We start from the raw sequence: 15,142 nt of genomic DNA, 5'->3' as shown, positions 1-15,142 counted from the left end.
TGAAGGCCGATGAGCAACGGAGTGCTTGCATGAATGAACCCTTCGACAGCGCGGCGCTCGCGCTGCTGAACGAACGCCGCGACCTCCTGCGCCACATGGGCGTGCTGGCGGCGGCCGGCGTCGCATCGGGAACTGCGACGCTCACGGCTTGCGGCGGGGGCTCCGGCGGGCAGGCACCCTTGGCCGCTTCCGGTACGGCCGCACCTGCTCCGCCTTCCTCCACGGGTGCCGCCACGCCGGCACCCGCATCCGCGGCAGGCCCCGCGCCGGCACCCGCCGCAGGAGCCGGAACGGTACCCGCCCTCGGCGCCCACGCGCTCAACTTCAACCGCGATGGCGTGGCGTCCTCGTCGCTATCAGCACCCGCCATGACCACGCGCACGAGCGGAAGCACCTTGCTGGCGTGCGTCGGGCGTGGCGTGCTTGCTTCCGTCGCGCCGACGGACAACGCGGGCAATGCCTTCGTCCAGCTCGATGTGCCGCACACCTACACCCTCTTCCCCAACTCGGGGACGGGCTTGTATGCCTGCGAGAAGGCCCAGGGCATCGCCGGTCACGTCGTCACCGCGGCGAAGCCCAAGGTCACCGACGAAACGACCCTGAGCGTCATCGAGATCGTCAACGGCGGCTCCGTGCGCGAAGTGCGGTGGCGCGAGGTGCTGTCCGGCCAGCCCTTGACCAGCGCCAGCGTCACCACCACCGGTCCCGCGCTCCTCGTCGCCTGGTGGTGGGGCGACGCGGGAGTCGACCAGGACAAGACGGCCGTTCCCAACAACGGCTTCACGGTGGTCGATTCGGTGCTGAGTTCGGGTGCGTTGGTGCAGGCCGCCGTGGCCATCAGGCAGGTCGGCGCGGCCGGCAGCTACAACGTCACCTGGGTCTCGACGCCGCAGCAAGGCGCGCAGCTCTGGCTCGTTGCCGTGCAGACGGCCTGAGCGGCTGCGCGTTCGACGAAGTTTGCCAAACCCCGGCACGGGGCCTCACAATGCGCCCGCTCTGCAGCGCCGTTCCGGTGAGCCTGCGCAGTGGCCAGCCTGGCCTCGTCGCCACCGGAACACTTGATTGCCAAAGGACGAAGCATGGATTCGCGCATTCTGACGTTGGTGGCGCCGCTCCTGATGTCGACCCTGCTGGGTGCCTGTGCCAACGCCCCCGGCGCTGCACCACGCGACTCGCTCGCCCGCATCGGGCAGACCCAGACCCTCAAGCTGGGCTATCGCGAGGATGCGAAGCCGTTTTCCTCCAAGGGCGCCGACGGCGCACCGGCAGGCTATTCGGTGGAACTGTGCAAGCGCGTCGCCAACTCCCTGCAATCGCAACTCAAGCTCGCCAAGCTCGACGTGCAATGGGTTCCCGTGACCGCGACGACCCGGGTGCAGGCCGTGAGCGACGGCAGCATCGACCTGGAATGCGGCAGCACCACGCGCACCTTGAGCCGGGAGCAGCAGGTCGATTTCAGCAACACCATCTGGGTCGAGGGCGCTTCGTTCGTCTCGCTGGCGTCCTCGGCCATTGGCCGCGCGGCCGACCTGAACGGAAAGCGTGTGGGAGTCATTCCCGGCACCACCACCGAGCAGGTGCTCAAGGGGCTGTCTTCGCGTGGCGTCGTGCCGGTCTTCGTCACGGTGCAGACCCACACGGACGGCATCGCCGCGGTGCGTGACGGACGGGCCGATGCCTACGCCACCGATCGGCTGATCCTCGTGGGCGAGGTGGTGGGCGGTCCGGCCGGTGCGACGCTGCGGCTCAGCGACGACTACCTGTCGATGGAGACCTACTCGCTGATGATGCGCCGGGATGCGGACATGCGGCTCGCGGTCAACCGCGCCCTGGCCGAAACCTACCGCAGCGGCGAGATCGCCAGGGTGTTTCGACAAAGCTTTCCGCCCGGCACGTCGCCCTCCCCCTTGATCGAGGCGGCCTATGTGCTGAATGCGCTGCCGGACTGAAAACCGGCTCCGGCGATTCAAGCCAGAGCCGTCTCGCTGAACATCGCGGCCAGGTGCGCTTCGCCGCGCTCCAGCATGAAATAGCGAAAGGCCTCGGCCGCCGGCGACAGCATCTTGGAGGCCGCGTTCACGAGGTGCCAGCGCCGCATCAACGGCAATCCTTCCACTGACGGCGCGGCGATCAGCCCGTTGCGCCATTCCAGGCCGATGGTGTGGAGCGAGACGAGGCTCACGCCCAGGCCGGCCATGACCGATTGCTTGATCGCCTCGTCGCTCGGCATCTCCATGATCAGCATCGGCTGGATGTGGTGCACGGCGAGAAACTCCTCCAGCGCCGCGCGCGTGCCCGAGCCCGGCTCGCGCACGATGAACCCTTCGCGCGCGAGCGCGCCGGCCGGCACGTTCTCCGCCCTCGCGAAGGGGTGGCTCGGCGCGGTCACCAGCACGTGCGGGTGCATGGCGAAGGGTTCGGCGCGATTCGGCCATTCCTTGGGCGCCCGGCCCATGACCGAGAGCTCCACCTCGTTCGCCTGCATCAGCGCCACCAGCTGCTCGCGGTTCCCCAGTCGAAGCCGCACTTCGACCGCAGGATGCTCGGCATGGAACTGCGCCAGCAGTTGCGGCAGGAAGTACTTCGCCGCGCTGACCATGCCGATGGTCAGGACGCCCGATTCGACGCCCTTGAAACGCGCCATGGCGTCCTCGGCATCCTTCAGCGTGCCCAGCAGGCGCTGCGCGTAGACCGCGAAGTACTCGCCGGCGGTGGAGAGCGACAGCCGCCGCCCGGCGCGGTCGAACAGCGGCAGGCCGACCTGGGACTCCACTTCCTTGATCTGCATGGACACCGCTGGCGGCGTGAGGTGCAGCACCTCCGAAGCGCGCAGCACGCTGCCTTGGCGCACGACCTCTGCGAACACCCGCAACTGGCGGAAGGTGATGTTCATGATTAAGGAAAAGCTTACTCAAAAGCAAACGAAGTCTGAATTTACCTTACTTCATTCGACTTCTACAGTGAGTTCACCACCCACCCGCCGCCTGGAGGCCCCTGTGAACCTACCCGTCGAACAAGGCGTCATCACCGATGCCCGGAAACGCTACAGCGCCGGCGTCCTGAAGTACCGGCAGATGGGGTACTGGGACCCCGACTACCGGCCCAAGGACACCGACGTTCTCTGCCTGTTCCGCATCACGCCGCAGGAAGGCGTCGAGGCGATCGAAGCCGCCGCCGCGGTGGCCGGTGAATCGAGCACCGCCACCTGGACCGTGGTGTGGACCGACCGGCTGACCGCCTGCGACAGCTACCGCGCCAAGGCCTACAAGGTCGACCCGGTGCCTGGCCAACCCGGCCAGTATTTCGCGTGGGTCGCCTACGACCTCATCCTGTTCGAGGAAGGCTCCATCGCCAACATGACGGCCAGCCTGATCGGCAACGTCTTCTCGTTCAAGCCCCTGAAGGCGGCGCGGCTGGAGGACATCCGCATCCCGGTCGCGTACGTGAAGACCTTCAAGGGCCCGCCGACCGGCCTCGTCGTCGAGCGCGAGCGGCTCGACAAGTTCGGCCGTCCGCTGCTCGGCGCCACCACCAAGCCCAAGCTGGGCCTGTCGGGCCGCAACTACGGCCGTGTGATCTACGAAGGGCTCAAGGGCGGGCTCGACTTCATGAAGGACGACGAGAACATCAACTCGCAGCCCTTCATGCACTGGCGCGACCGCTTCCTGTACGTGATGGACGGCGTCAACAAGGCCAGCGCGGCGACCGGCGAGGTCAAGGGCAGCTACCTGAACGTCACCGCCGCGACCATGGAGGACATCTACGAACGGGCGGAGTTCGCGAAGGAGTTGGGCTCGGTGGTGGTCATGCTCGACCTGGTGATCGGATGGTCGGCCATCCAGAGCATGGCGAACTGGGCGCGCCGCAACGACATGATCGTGCACATGCACCGCGCCGGCCACGGCACCTACACGCGGCAGAAGAACCACGGCGTGAGCTTCCGCGTGATCGCCAAGTGGCTGCGCCTGGCCGGCGTCGACCACGTGCACACCGGCACGGCGGTCGGCAAGCTCGAAGGCGACCCGATGACGGTGCAGGGCTACTACAACGTCTGCCGGGACAGCTTCACGAGGAAGGACCTGCCGCGCGGCCTGTTCTACGACCAGGACTGGGCCGACATGCGCAAGGTGATGCCGGTCGCCTCGGGCGGCATCCATGCCGGGCAGATGCACCAGTTGATCGACCTTTTCGGCGACGACGTGATCCTGCAGTTCGGCGGCGGGACGATCGGACATCCGGCGGGCATCCAGGCCGGCGCGGTGGCCAACCGCGTCGCGCTGGAGGCGATCGTCAAGGCACGCAACGAAGGCCGCGACATCCGGAACGAGGGCCCGGAGATCCTGCATGCCACGGCGCGCCACTGCACGCCGCTCAAGCAGGCGCTCGACACCTGGAAAGACGTGTCGTTCAACTACGCGTCCACCGACACCAGCGATTTCGCCACCACCTTGTCGGTGGCTTGAAGGAGATCCGGACCATGATGACCAACCCGACCGGCCGCATCACCCAGGGCCAGTTCAGCTTCCTGCCCGATCTCACCGACGCCGAGATCGCCTTGCAGATCGACTACGGGCTCCAGAAGGGCTATGCCTGGAGCGTCGAATACACCGACGACCCGCACCCACGCAACACGTACTGGGAGATGTACGGCATGCCGATGTTCGATCTGCAGGACGCGGCAGGCGTCATGCTCGACCTGAAGGAATGCCGCAAGACATTCCCCCACCACTACATCCGCCTGATGGCCTTCGACTCCACGCGCGGGGTCGAGACCATCACGATGAGCTTCATCGTCAACCGTCCCGCCAGCGAGCCCGGCTTCAGCCTCGTGCGCCATGAGGTCGACGGCCGCACGATGCGCTACACGGTGCGCAGCTACGCGACCGACAAGCCCGAAGGCGAGCGCTCCGGCGCCTGAACGACTGCTTGCAGGGCACCCTCATGACCGCTCCCCTGTACGCGATCCCCGGCACCCCGCCCGCCGGCTTGCCGGAAGAAGCGCCCCAGGCCGCGCGCACGGTGGCCGAGGTGCTGGCGCAAAGCCAGGTCGAAACGGTCATCGATGAACTCGACCGCGACCTGATCGGCCTCGCGCCGGTGAAGAGCCGCATCCGCGACATCGCCGCGCTGCTGGTGATCGACAGGCTGCGCGCCCAGCACGGACTCGCCGCGCAGGCGCCTTCGCTGCACATGTGCTTCACCGGCAACCCCGGCACCGGCAAGACCACCGTCGCGCTGCGGATGGCGCAGATCCTTCACCGGCTGGGCTACGTGCGCAAGGGCCACGTGGTCAGCGTGACGCGGGACGACCTAGTGGGCCAGTACATCGGCCACACCGCGCCGAAGACCAAGGAGGTCCTGAAAAAGGCGATGGGCGGCGTGCTGTTCATCGACGAGGCGTACTACCTGTACCGCCCGGAGAACGAGCGCGACTACGGCCAGGAGGCGATCGAGATCCTGCTCCAGACCATGGAGAACCAGCGCGACGACCTGGTGGTGATCCTCGCCGGCTACAAGGACCGCATGGACACCTTCTTCCAGTCCAACCCCGGCATGAGCTCGCGCATCGCGCACCACCTCGATTTCCCCGACTACGCCACGCCCGAGTTGCTGCAGATTGCCGACCGCATGCTGTCGGCCACGCAGTACCGCTTCGGCGACGAGGCGCGCGAAGCCTTCGACAGCTACCTGCGCCTGCGCATCGCCCAACCGCATTTCGCCAACGCGCGCAGCGTGCGCAACGCACTCGACCGCGCGCGGCTGCGCCAGGCCAGCCGCCTGTACGCCGACCGGGAGCGCGTGCTCGGGGCGGACGAGCTCAGCACCATCGTCGCCGGCGACATCCTCGCCAGCCGGGTGTTTGCAAACGCTCAGAAGGACGCGCCGTGAAGCCCGAACCCCTGCGCGCCCTGATCTTCGACTTCGACGGCACGCTCGCCGACACCGAGAGTGCGCATCGCGCCGCGTTCAACGATGCCTTCGCCGAGGCCGGCCTCGACTGGTACTGGGACGAGCCGCTCTACACGCAACTGCTGGAAGTCTGCGGGGGAAAGGAGCGCATCCGGCACTACTGGGGACGGGTGCGCGGAGACACCCGGGGCATCGACGCCGGCGCCCTGGCCGACACCGTGCAGCGCATTCACGATCTCAAGACCGCGTACTACGCGCGCCTGGTGCACGACGGCGCCGTGCAGCTGCGGCCCGGCGTGCTGCATCTGATCCACTCGGCGCTCGATTCGAGGCTGCGCCTGGCCATCGCGACCACCACGTCGCCCACCAACATCTCGGTCGTGCTGCGATCGGCGATCGGGCCCGACTGGGCGCGCATCTTCCAGGTCGTCGAGGACGCGTCCACCGCCTCTCGCAAGAAGCCGCATCCGCAGGTGTACCTGCAAGCGCTGCAGCGGTTGGGGGTGCGCGCGGCGGAGTGCCTCGCCTTCGAGGACTCGGCCAACGGACTGCAGGCGGCCATCGATGCCGGTCTGCCCACCGTCGTGACCCCCAACGCATTCACGACGCGTCACGACTTCGCGGGCGCCCTGCATGTCCTGTCCGACCTGCAGGGCACGACAGTGACCGACCTCAGGGACTGGCACGCCACCGCCCCCGCACTGAACCGGCATCCACGATTCGAAAGACGACCATGCCTCTGTCCCACCGTTCCACTCTCACGCAGTACCTGATCGAACAGCGCCGGCGCTTTCCCGGAGCCAGCGGCGACTTCAACGCGCTGATCCTCGACGTGGCGCTCGCAACGAAGGCGATCGCGCGCGCCGTGGCGTTCGGCGAACTCGGCAGCCATCTCGACGTGCAGGGAGACACCAGGGAGCCTCTGGACGTCGTCGGCAACCAGATCTTCACACGCATGAACGAATGGGGAGGCCACTGCGCCGGCATGGCGTCGGAGGCGATGGACGAGCCCTACCAGATCCCTCCGCAGCATCCGCGCGGCAAGTACCTGCTGGTGTTCGATCCGCTGGACGGCGCCGGCAACATCGAGGTGAACCTCTCGGTCGGCAGCGTCTTCAGCGTGCTGCGAGCGCCGCAGGCGGTGGTCGACAGCGGCCGCGATGTGACCGCGGCCGATTTCCTGCAGCCTGGTGCGGTCCAGGTGGCGGCCGGCTATGCGCTGTACGGGCCGACGACGATGCTCGTGCTCTCCGTGGGAAACGGAGTGGCAGGCTTCACGCTCGACCCGAACCTGGGCGAATTCATGCTGACCCATCCGCACATCCGGGTGCCGGTCGACACGCAGGAGTTTGCGATCAACGCATCCAACAGCCGCTTCTGGGAAGCGCCCGTCAAGCGCTACGTCGACGAATGCCTGGCCGGCAAGACCGGCACGCGATGCAAGGATTTCAACATGCGCTGGATCGCGTCGGTGGTGGCCGAGGTGCATCGGATCCTGATGCGCGGCGGCGTCTTCCTGTACCCCCGCGACTCGAAGGACCCGGCCACGCCGGGCCGCCTGCGCCTGCTGCATGAGGCCAACCCCATCGGGTTCATCGTGGAGCAGGCCGGCGGCCGCGCCAGCACCGGGCGCCAGCCCGTGCTCGGCGTGCAACCCACCTCGCTCCACCAGCGCATCGGCCTGGTGTTCGGCTCGAGGATCGAGGTCGAGCGCATCGAGCGATATCACACCGAGCCTGCCAGGGACGAGCTCGCAAGCCCATTGTTCGCCCGGCACAGCCTGTTCCGCGCCTGAGCGATCACTGCTTCGAGGACGCACCATGTCTGAACGCCACCCCATCATCTCGATCACCGGTTCTTCCGGCGCGGGGACCACGTCGGTCACGCGAACCTTCCAGAACATCTTCCGGCGCGAGCGCGTCAAGGCCGCCGTGATCGAGGGCGACAGCTTCCACCGCTACGACCGCAAGGAAATGAAGCTGCGCCAGGCAGAGGCCGAGCGCGAGGGCAACCGGAACTTCAGCCACTTCGGCGCCGAGAACAATCTGTTCGAGGAACTCGAAGCCCTGTTCCGCGACTACGCAAACACGGGCGTCGGACGCCACCGCAAGTACCTGCACGACCCCGAGGAGGCTGCACCCTACGACCAGGAGCCGGGAACCTTCACGCCCTGGGAAGCGCTGCCCGAGGGCACCGACCTGCTGTTCTACGAAGGGCTTCACGGCGCCGTGGTGACGCCCGAGGTCAACGTCGCCCGGCATCCCGACCTGCTGATCGGCGTCGTGCCGGTGATCAACCTGGAGTGGATGCAGAAGCTCTATCGCGACAAGACGCAGCGCGGCTACAGCACGGAAGCCGTGACCGACACCATCCTGCGCCGCATGCCCGACTACGTGAACTACATCTGCCCGCAGTTCAGGCACACGCACGTCAACTTCCAGCGCGTGCCGGTCGTGGACACGTCGAACCCCTTCATCGCGCGCGACATCCCGTCGGCCGACGAGAGCATGGTGGTCATCCGCTTCGCCGATCCGAAGGGCATCGACTTCCAGTACCTGCTCACCATGATCCACAACTCCTGGATGTCGCGCGCCAACACGATCGTGGTGCCGGGCGGGAAGATGGAATTGGCGATGCAACTGATCTTCACTCCCTTCATCTGGCGAATGATGGAGCGCCGCAAGGCGGCTCTGAGCGCCCTGTGAACGGAGCCCGCATGGTCTACGACATCGTCAGCTTCGACCTCGACGGCACACTCGTCGACACCGCCGCCGAGATCGCGGAGGCGGTGAACCTCGCCCTCGGCGTGCACGGCGTGGCGCGCCGCCCGACGGCGGAAATCACCCACCTCATCGGCGACGGCTCCCGGCAACTCATGCTCAAGCTGCTGGCACGGCTGTACCTCGAACAACCGGCGCTGGCGGAAGCGGTCCGCGCGGAAGCCGTGCTGGAACGCTTCGAGCATGAGCTGAACGCGACGATCGGCAGCATGTGCGCGCCCTACGCCGGCACGCACGAGGCGCTGGCACGGATGCGCGAGGCCGGTGTCCGGCTCGCCTGCGTGACCAACAAGGAACTGCGCCATGCGCGCCGGGTGCTCCAGGCCACGCGGCTGGACGGCCTGTTCGAACTCGTGGTCGGCGGCGACTCCCTGCCGCACCGGAAGCCCCACGCGAGCGTGCTGGGCCACGTGGTCGCGAGGCTCGACGGCGACTCGCGCCGCGCCGCGCACGTCGGCGACTCCAGCACCGACATGGACGCGGCGCGCAATGCCGGCGTAGCCGCCTGGGCGGTGCCCTACGGCTACAACGCGGGCGTGCCGATTGCGGACTCGCGGCCGCAGCGCATCTTTCCCGGGCTGGTGCAGGTCGCCGACTTCGTGCTCGCCGGCCGCCTCGCGGCGGCGGCTGCACCCTCGTCCGTCAGGAAATGATGACCTGGGGGTCGCCGCTCGCGCCCAGGTGCTGACGCACCTGCTGCGCCAGCGAGCCGAAGATCGTGCGTGCCAAGCCCGGTTCGTCGCGGCCGAACACGATGCGGTCGCAACCGTAGTCGCGAGCGGCCGTGGCGATCGTCTCGGCGCTGCGCCCCACCAGCACGGTGCTGCTGTAGGGCACCCCGGCGAGGTCGAGCAGCTTCTGCGCGTACTGCAGATCCTCGGCGCCCGCGTCGAGTTGCAAGTCCAGCAGCTCGCGCGGATGGAAGAGCATCGCCACATGGCCTGAGACCATGGGCTGCACGCGCAGCAGGCGAATGGTCACCCGTTCGCTTCGACGCATGCGCAGCACCTGCTCGATCGCGGAGCGCGTTCGGGCCGGCTGATCCGGGTCGATGGGTACCAGGATTCGCGTCATGCGTGCCTCCTCAGACGGCAGGCTGCTTCTTGGTCGCCTGCTGCAGTTGTTCGCGGCGCTGTTCGCGGCGGCTGCTCATCCACTTGCCGACTGCCACCACGAGCAAGGCGCCGAGGGCCGGGATCATCGTGTGCAACGTGTGGCGCTCTGCGGTCCAACCGGCAATGGCCGGATCCGAGATGGCCATTTCGCCGGCCACCCAACCGAGCAGGGCGGCGCCGAGCACGATGATGATCGGGAAGCGATCCATCAATTTCAGGATCAGCGTGCTGCCGAAGATGATCAGGGGAATGCTGATCACCAGGCCGAAGACCAGGAGCGGCACATTTCCCTTGGCCGCGGCAGCGACGCCGACGACGTTGTCCAGGCTCATGACCAGGTCGGCCAGCACGATGGTCTTGATCGCCGCGGCCAGGCCGGCGTGGCCCTCCAGGCCGTGTTCCTCGTCCTCCTGTTGGAGCAGGCCGATGCCGATCCAGAACAGCAGCGCCGCGCCGACCAGCTTGAGGTACGGCAGCGTCAGCAGATAGACGGCGAAGAAGGTCAGCACCACGCGCAACACGATCGCGCCGACGCTGCCGAACAGGATGGCCTTCTTCTGCTGGGCCGGAGGCAGCGAGCGGGAGGCCATCGCAATGACGACCGCGTTGTCGCCACTCAGGACGATATTGATCAGGATGATCTGCGACAGGGCAATCCAGAATTCAGCACTCGACAAAAACGACACGGTGTCTCCTCGTTCAATGGTTCGAAACCACAGCGGTTTCGGCCTTGTCGAGCGTAGACACCTGTCCTGTCACCTTACTGCCGGGGACCTGACAGCCGGTTGTCTGCGACCTGTCAGCAAGCTTACAAGCGCTGCCGCGACGCTCAGGCGGCGCGCAAGGGGAAGAAGACGCTGAAGGTGTTGCCCACGCCGTCGATGTCCTCCTCCAGCGTGATGCGCGCGCCATGCAGCGTGGCGATCTCGCTGACGATGGCGAGCCCGAGGCCGCTGCCGTCCTCCTGCGTGCCGAGGAGTCGGTGGAAGCGTTCGAAGATGCGGTCGCGCTCCTGCACCGGAATCCGGAGGCCGTCGTCGCTGATGGCGAGTCGACACTGGTTCTCGTCGATCTGGCTGGTCTGGACGGTCACCCGGCCGCCCGGCTGGCTGTAGCGGATCGCGTTGTCGATCAGGTTGTTGACCAGTTCGCGCAGGCGGTCCTGGTCGGCATCGATCATCAGCGGATGATCGGCACCCTCGAAGCCCAGGTCGATGTTTCGCTTGATGGCCTGGGGCGCCCACTCCATGCTCACTTCCAGGGCATGGGCATTCAGGTCCAGGGGCTGCAACTGCATGGAGTCCAGCGCCCCCGGCTCGTTGCGGGCGAGCGAAAGCAGTTGGCGCACGAGCCTCGACAGCCGGTCGGCGCTGATATAGAGCTGCGCCAGCGAATGGCGCACCCGCTGCAGGTCGTTCTCCCTCAGCGCCAGCTCGATCTGGGCCTTCAGGCCGCTGACCGGCGTCTTCAACTGATGCGCGGCGTCGGCCACGAACCGGCTCTGGAAATCGAAAGTGCGGCCGAGGCGCGCCATCAGTTCGTTGATGTCGTCCACCAGCGGACGCACCTCTCCCGGAACGTCGTGGATGTCGATGGGGCTCAAGTCCAGGTGCGAGCGGTCCGACACCGCACGGCGCAGCCGCTGCAGCGGTTCGAGCCCGCGCGAAACCCCGAACCACACCACGGCCGTCGCCATGACGATCAGGAGCAACTGCGGCAGCACCACGTTCGCGACCATCTCCCAGGTCAGGCGCGCCCGCTTGTTGAGCGTTTCGCCCACCTGCACCAGGACCTGCGGAGGCCCGGCGTCCGGCCCGACGGGCATCCAGGCCACCATCATCCGCACCGGCTCCCCGCGCACCGCATCGCCGTAGAAGTCCGGCTTGCCGTTCTTTCCGATGCGCGGCGCGGGCAACTGCGGATCGCCGCCCAGTTCGGCGCCGTCCTGGCCGGTCACCCGGTAGAAGAGCTGGTCTTCCGGGTCCAGGAAAAGGATATTGGCCGCCGCCTCCGACAGTTCCAGCCGGGGACGCACGCCATCGAGCTTCACATGCAGCGCGATCTCGCGTCCGATCTCGTGCAGCGCGCGGTCGTAGGCCAGGTTGGCGAAGCGAAGCGAATTCCAGTAGGCGGCCGCGGTATCGAGCACCAGCAGGATGGTGAGCGGCCCGAGCAGCCAGGCCAGCAGCTTGCGCTGCAGCCGGGGCTCAGACTTCCACATCGCTGCTGTCGATCAGGTAGCCCATGCCGCGCACGGTGCGGATCTCGCAACCCAGCGGCTCCAGTTTCTTGCGCAGGCGATAGACGTTGACCTCGATCGCGTTGTCGCCGACCTCGTCGCCCCAGCCGTAGAGATGATTGACCATCTGCTCCTTGCTCACCACGCGTCCCGCGCGCATCAGCAGCAGTTCCAGCAAGGCGAGTTCGCGTGGCGACAGATCCAGCGGCCGCTTCTCGTAGAACACGCGGCGGCCGACGGTATCGAAGCGCAGCGCGCCATGTTCGAGGTCGGGCGTGGACTGGGTGCTGCGCCGCAACAGCGCCCGCACGCGTGCTTCGAGTTCCGGCAGATCGAAGGGCTTTGCCAGGTAGTCGTCGGCGCCCAGGTCGAGCCCGCGCACACGGTCCGCGAGGGTATCGAAGGCGGTGAGCATCAGCACCGGCATCGTGGACTTGCGCGCCCTGAGACGCTTGAGCACATCCAGTCCGCTCAGCCCGGGCAAGCCGATGTCCAGGATGGCCAGGTCATAGCTGCCAAGGGCGAGGGCATGGTCGGCCTCCTCGCCGGTGGTGACGACGTCGACCGCATGGGCGGATTGAACCAGTGCACGCGACAGCGCATCCGCCAGCACCCGGTCATCCTCGACGAGCAAAATCCGCATGGGCCTCCTGAGTGCGTGTCTCCCACGGGAATGCTAACCGCAAGTCGCTCGCGGCAGCCGCAAGGCGTCCTCAGTCCGGCTTGATCTTCGCCCTCGCGACCACGGGCTTCCACCGCTGTTGTTCGCTTTCGATGAAGCGCGCGAACTCGGCAGCCGTGCTGCCGATCGGCTGCGCGGCTTCGGATTCCATCACCTTCAAGGAAGCCGGCTCCTTCACTGCACGCGCGGCAGCGGCCGACAGCTTGTCGGCATGGGCCTGCGGCAGCGAAGCCGGCGCAAGCAACCCGTACCACTGCGTCATCTCGAAGCCTGGAAAGCCTTGCTCGGCCACCGTTGGAACATCGGGCAATTGCGCCAGCCGCTGGCTGGACCCGGTCGCGATGCAGCGCAGCTTGCCCGACTTGATGAACTGCATCACGGCCGGCGCGCCGACTGCCGCAGCATCGACACGGCCCCCCATCAGGTCGGTGAGCTGCGGACCGGTGCCGCGGTAGGGCACGTGCAGCAGGAAGGTGTTGCTCACCATCTTCAGGTACTCGAAAGCGAGGTGCCCTGCGCTGCCGTTCCCCGCGGAGCCATAGTTCAGCGTGCCCGGCTTGGCCTTGGCGAGCGCAATGAACTCGGTGAGGTTCCTGGCCGGCAGGTCGGGGCGCACGACGTAGAGGGTCGGCACCTTTGCGAGCAGCGAGATCGGCCTGAATGCCTTGGCCGGGTCGTAGGGAAGCTTGTCGAAGATGAAGGGGTTGACCGCGATCGTGCCGATGTGCCCGAGCACCATCGTGTGCTGGTCCTCGGCGCGCGCCACTTCGCCCATGGCGACATTGCCCGCGCCGCCGGGCTTGTTGTCGACGTAGACGCTCTGGCCAAGCAGCTTGGTCATCTCCGACGCGGTGCTGCGCGCCACGATCTCGGAGCTGCCGCCCGGCGCGAAGGGCACCACGAGGCGAATGGACTTGGTGGGCCAGGCGGCCTGCGCCCTTGCCGCCAGCGGCAGCATCGATGCGGCGGGGAATGCGGCGCCCAGGCACAGGGCGCTGCGGCGGGTCAAGCGGAATGTGTTCATCGAAGTCTCCAGGGTGGGTGGTTGTCAGGCGGTACGCGCCGACGCGGCGGGAGGTGTCGGAGCGTCCAGCGCCACCGCATCACGCGCCTGGCTGCGCCCCATCCAGACGACGATGGCTGCGCCCAGTCCCGTCAGCAGCGCAAGCGGCAGGAGAGCCAACGGATAGCTTCCGGTCGCGTCCTTGATGGCGCCCAGCATCCACGTGGCGCCCGAGGTGCCGATATGGGCCAGTGTGTTGATGGCCGCGATGCCGGCGGCAGCGCTGCCTGCCGAAAGCCACTCGGTCGACAGCGCCCAGAAAGGCCCCTTGATCGAATAGGTGCCCACGAGCACGAAGGTCAGCAGGACCATCGTGGCAGCCAGCGAACCGGCCGTGAGCTGTGTGGCCACCAGGCAGGCGGAGGTCAGGGCCAGCGGCAATGCCGTGTTCCAGATGCGCTCGCCCGACCTGTCGGCGCGGCGGCCCCACAGCACCATGATGACGGACGCGACGGCAAAGGGAATGCCATTCATCAAGCCCGTCTCCATGGTGGTGAGCCCGAGGGACTTCAGGATCTGCGGCTGCCACAGCGACAGCGCGTTGCTGGTGGCGGAACTGCCGGCATACACGACGGCGAGCGCCAGCACGTACTTGTTCTTGAGGATCTGCATCACCGACATGTGGGCGACGGGCTTGGCCTCCTGCTTTTCGGACTCCAGCCGGGCGTTGAGCCAGTCGCGCTGTTCACCGGTCAGCCACTTCGCGTTGTCGGGACGATTCGGCAGGATGAAGAACACCATGACGCCCAGCACCACGGCGGGAATCGCCTCCAGGATGAAGAGCCATTGCCAGCCGCGCAGTCCCAGCCAGCCATCGGTGCCCAGCAGCGCGGCCGAGATCGGGGAGCCGAGCAGGCTCGAGATCGGGATCGCCACCATGAAGGTAGCCACGATGCGGCCGCGGTACTCCTTGGGGAACCAGTAGGTCAGGTACAGGATGACGCCCGGAAAGAACCCGGCTTCGGCAGCCCCCAGGAGGAACCGCCCCAGGTAGTACGAGTACGGGCCGACGGCGAATGCGGCCAAGGCGCCGATGACGCCCCAGGTGACCATGATCCGCGCGATCCACAAGCGCGCGCCGAACTTCTGCAGCGCGAGGTTGCTGGGGATCTCGAACAGGATGTAGGCGATGAAGAACAGGCTGCCGCCCAGTCCGAACATGGCCTGCGAAAGGCCCAGGTCCTTGTTCATCTGGAGTGCCGCGAAACCGGCGTTGACGCGGTCCACGTAGGCGATGAAGTAGCACAGCATCAGGAAGGGCAGGATTCGCAGGGCGACCCGCCGCATGGTGGCTTTCTCCAGGGCCGACTTCTCAGCCGGCTGCGACGCGAGGGAACGGGTGTTCATCGAAGT

16 protein-coding genes are annotated in these 15,142 nt (G+C 67.1%); 9 read left to right on the top strand and 7 right to left on the bottom strand.

All coding sequences use genetic code 11. From position 1 onward, the window contains the following. Positions 1 to 29: 29 nt before the first annotated feature. Positions 30 to 935: a hypothetical protein gene (locus tag QTH97_RS24735; RefSeq protein WP_286571140.1), complete on the top strand. Its 906-nt coding sequence runs from the start codon at positions 30 to 32 to the stop codon at positions 933 to 935. A 144-nt stretch (positions 936 to 1,079) separates the two neighbouring features. Beyond that, complete coding sequence (locus tag QTH97_RS24730; protein WP_286571139.1) at positions 1,080 to 1,949, top strand: amino acid ABC transporter substrate-binding protein; 870 nt, start codon at positions 1,080 to 1,082, stop codon at positions 1,947 to 1,949. Positions 1,950 to 1,966: 17 nt separating this feature from the next. Here QTH97_RS24730 and QTH97_RS24725 read toward each other — a convergent pair whose 3' ends face one another. Next, positions 1,967 to 2,893, bottom strand: a complete 927-nt coding sequence (locus QTH97_RS24725) for a LysR family transcriptional regulator (protein ID WP_286571138.1) — start codon at positions 2,891 to 2,893, stop codon at positions 1,967 to 1,969. Positions 2,894 to 2,996: 103 nt separating this feature from the next. Between QTH97_RS24725 and QTH97_RS24720 the strand changes: the two genes are divergently transcribed. Genes QTH97_RS24720 through QTH97_RS24690 form a run of 7 tightly spaced genes read left to right on the top strand, consistent with a single transcriptional unit; the run spans position 2,997 to position 9,343 of the window. Continuing rightward, positions 2,997 to 4,463, top strand: coding sequence for a ribulose-bisphosphate carboxylase large subunit (locus QTH97_RS24720; protein ID WP_286571137.1), 1,467 nt, complete (start codon positions 2,997 to 2,999; stop codon positions 4,461 to 4,463). A 14-nt stretch (positions 4,464 to 4,477) separates the two neighbouring features. Continuing rightward, positions 4,478 to 4,918 carry a ribulose bisphosphate carboxylase small subunit gene (locus QTH97_RS24715; RefSeq protein WP_286571136.1) on the top strand — a complete coding sequence of 147 codons (441 nt, stop codon included), beginning with the start codon at positions 4,478 to 4,480 and terminating at the stop codon, positions 4,916 to 4,918. A 23-nt stretch (positions 4,919 to 4,941) separates the two neighbouring features. Beyond that, a complete protein-coding gene (gene cbbX, locus QTH97_RS24710; RefSeq protein WP_286571135.1) occupies positions 4,942 to 5,889 on the top strand; it encodes a CbbX protein in 948 nt (315 codons plus the stop codon). After that, positions 5,886 to 6,683: an HAD-IA family hydrolase gene (locus QTH97_RS24705; protein ID WP_286571134.1), complete on the top strand. Its 798-nt coding sequence runs from the start codon at positions 5,886 to 5,888 to the stop codon at positions 6,681 to 6,683. The genes cbbX and QTH97_RS24705 overlap by 4 nt, the downstream gene beginning before the upstream one ends. Continuing rightward, positions 6,644 to 7,705: a class 1 fructose-bisphosphatase gene (locus QTH97_RS24700; RefSeq protein WP_286571133.1), complete on the top strand. Its 1,062-nt coding sequence runs from the start codon at positions 6,644 to 6,646 to the stop codon at positions 7,703 to 7,705. Before QTH97_RS24705 ends, QTH97_RS24700 begins: the two co-directional genes overlap by 40 nt. A gap of 25 nt (positions 7,706 to 7,730) precedes the next feature. Next, positions 7,731 to 8,615: a phosphoribulokinase gene (locus QTH97_RS24695; RefSeq protein ID WP_286571132.1), complete on the top strand. Its 885-nt coding sequence runs from the start codon at positions 7,731 to 7,733 to the stop codon at positions 8,613 to 8,615. Positions 8,616 to 8,626: 11 nt separating this feature from the next. Next, positions 8,627 to 9,343: an HAD-IA family hydrolase gene (locus QTH97_RS24690; protein ID WP_286571131.1), complete on the top strand. Its 717-nt coding sequence runs from the start codon at positions 8,627 to 8,629 to the stop codon at positions 9,341 to 9,343. Here QTH97_RS24690 and QTH97_RS24685 read toward each other — a convergent pair. The 6 genes from QTH97_RS24685 to QTH97_RS24660 form a co-directional block, all read right to left on the bottom strand. Further along, a complete protein-coding gene (locus tag QTH97_RS24685) occupies positions 9,333 to 9,764 on the bottom strand; it encodes a universal stress protein (RefSeq protein ID WP_286571130.1) in 432 nt (143 codons plus the stop codon). The genes QTH97_RS24690 and QTH97_RS24685 overlap by 11 nt on opposite strands. A gap of 10 nt (positions 9,765 to 9,774) precedes the next feature. Continuing rightward, positions 9,775 to 10,491: a TerC family protein gene (locus QTH97_RS24680; RefSeq protein WP_286571129.1), complete on the bottom strand. Its 717-nt coding sequence runs from the start codon at positions 10,489 to 10,491 to the stop codon at positions 9,775 to 9,777. A 143-nt stretch (positions 10,492 to 10,634) separates the two neighbouring features. After that, positions 10,635 to 12,026: a sensor histidine kinase gene (locus tag QTH97_RS24675; RefSeq protein ID WP_286571128.1), complete on the bottom strand. Its 1,392-nt coding sequence runs from the start codon at positions 12,024 to 12,026 to the stop codon at positions 10,635 to 10,637. After that, positions 12,013 to 12,687: a response regulator transcription factor gene (locus tag QTH97_RS24670; RefSeq protein WP_286571127.1), complete on the bottom strand. Its 675-nt coding sequence runs from the start codon at positions 12,685 to 12,687 to the stop codon at positions 12,013 to 12,015. The genes QTH97_RS24675 and QTH97_RS24670 overlap by 14 nt, the downstream gene beginning before the upstream one ends. Positions 12,688 to 12,757: 70 nt before the next feature. Next, complete coding sequence (locus QTH97_RS24665; protein WP_444813467.1) at positions 12,758 to 13,750, bottom strand: Bug family tripartite tricarboxylate transporter substrate binding protein; 993 nt, start codon at positions 13,748 to 13,750, stop codon at positions 12,758 to 12,760. Between the two features lie 24 nt (positions 13,751 to 13,774). Beyond that, positions 13,775 to 15,136, bottom strand: coding sequence for an MFS transporter (locus tag QTH97_RS24660; RefSeq protein WP_286571126.1), 1,362 nt, complete (start codon positions 15,134 to 15,136; stop codon positions 13,775 to 13,777). Positions 15,137 to 15,142: the final 6 nt, after the last annotated feature.

It is taken from the genome of Variovorax gracilis (genome assembly GCF_030317115.1).
Classification (GTDB): domain Bacteria; phylum Pseudomonadota; class Gammaproteobacteria; order Burkholderiales; family Burkholderiaceae_C; genus Variovorax; species Variovorax gracilis.
This window is presented reverse-complemented; position numbering and strand designations above follow the sequence as displayed.

Bases quoted from the DNA above. Each gene is read 5' to 3' on its own strand.
- QTH97_RS24735 (WP_286571140.1), top strand. From the start codon at position 30: ATGAATGAACCCTTCGACAGCGCGGCGCTCGCGCTGCTGAACGAACGC.
- QTH97_RS24730 (WP_286571139.1), top strand. From the start codon at position 1,080: ATGGATTCGCGCATTCTGACGTTGGTGGCGCCGCTCCTGATGTCGACC.
- QTH97_RS24725 (WP_286571138.1), bottom strand. From the start codon at position 2,893: ATGAACATCACCTTCCGCCAGTTGCGGGTGTTCGCAGAGGTCGTGCGC.
- QTH97_RS24715 (WP_286571136.1), top strand. From the start codon at position 4,478: ATGATGACCAACCCGACCGGCCGCATCACCCAGGGCCAGTTCAGCTTC.
- cbbX (WP_286571135.1), top strand. From the start codon at position 4,942: ATGACCGCTCCCCTGTACGCGATCCCCGGCACCCCGCCCGCCGGCTTG.
- QTH97_RS24700 (WP_286571133.1), top strand. From the start codon at position 6,644: ATGCCTCTGTCCCACCGTTCCACTCTCACGCAGTACCTGATCGAACAG.
- QTH97_RS24695 (WP_286571132.1), top strand. From the start codon at position 7,731: ATGTCTGAACGCCACCCCATCATCTCGATCACCGGTTCTTCCGGCGCG.
- QTH97_RS24690 (WP_286571131.1), top strand. From the start codon at position 8,627: ATGGTCTACGACATCGTCAGCTTCGACCTCGACGGCACACTCGTCGAC.
- QTH97_RS24685 (WP_286571130.1), bottom strand. From the start codon at position 9,764: ATGACGCGAATCCTGGTACCCATCGACCCGGATCAGCCGGCCCGAACG.
- QTH97_RS24675 (WP_286571128.1), bottom strand. From the start codon at position 12,026: ATGTGGAAGTCTGAGCCCCGGCTGCAGCGCAAGCTGCTGGCCTGGCTG.
- QTH97_RS24670 (WP_286571127.1), bottom strand. From the start codon at position 12,687: ATGCGGATTTTGCTCGTCGAGGATGACCGGGTGCTGGCGGATGCGCTG.
- QTH97_RS24665 (WP_444813467.1), bottom strand. From the start codon at position 13,750: ATGAACACATTCCGCTTGACCCGCCGCAGCGCCCTGTGCCTGGGCGCC.
- QTH97_RS24660 (WP_286571126.1), bottom strand. From the start codon at position 15,136: ATGAACACCCGTTCCCTCGCGTCGCAGCCGGCTGAGAAGTCGGCCCTG.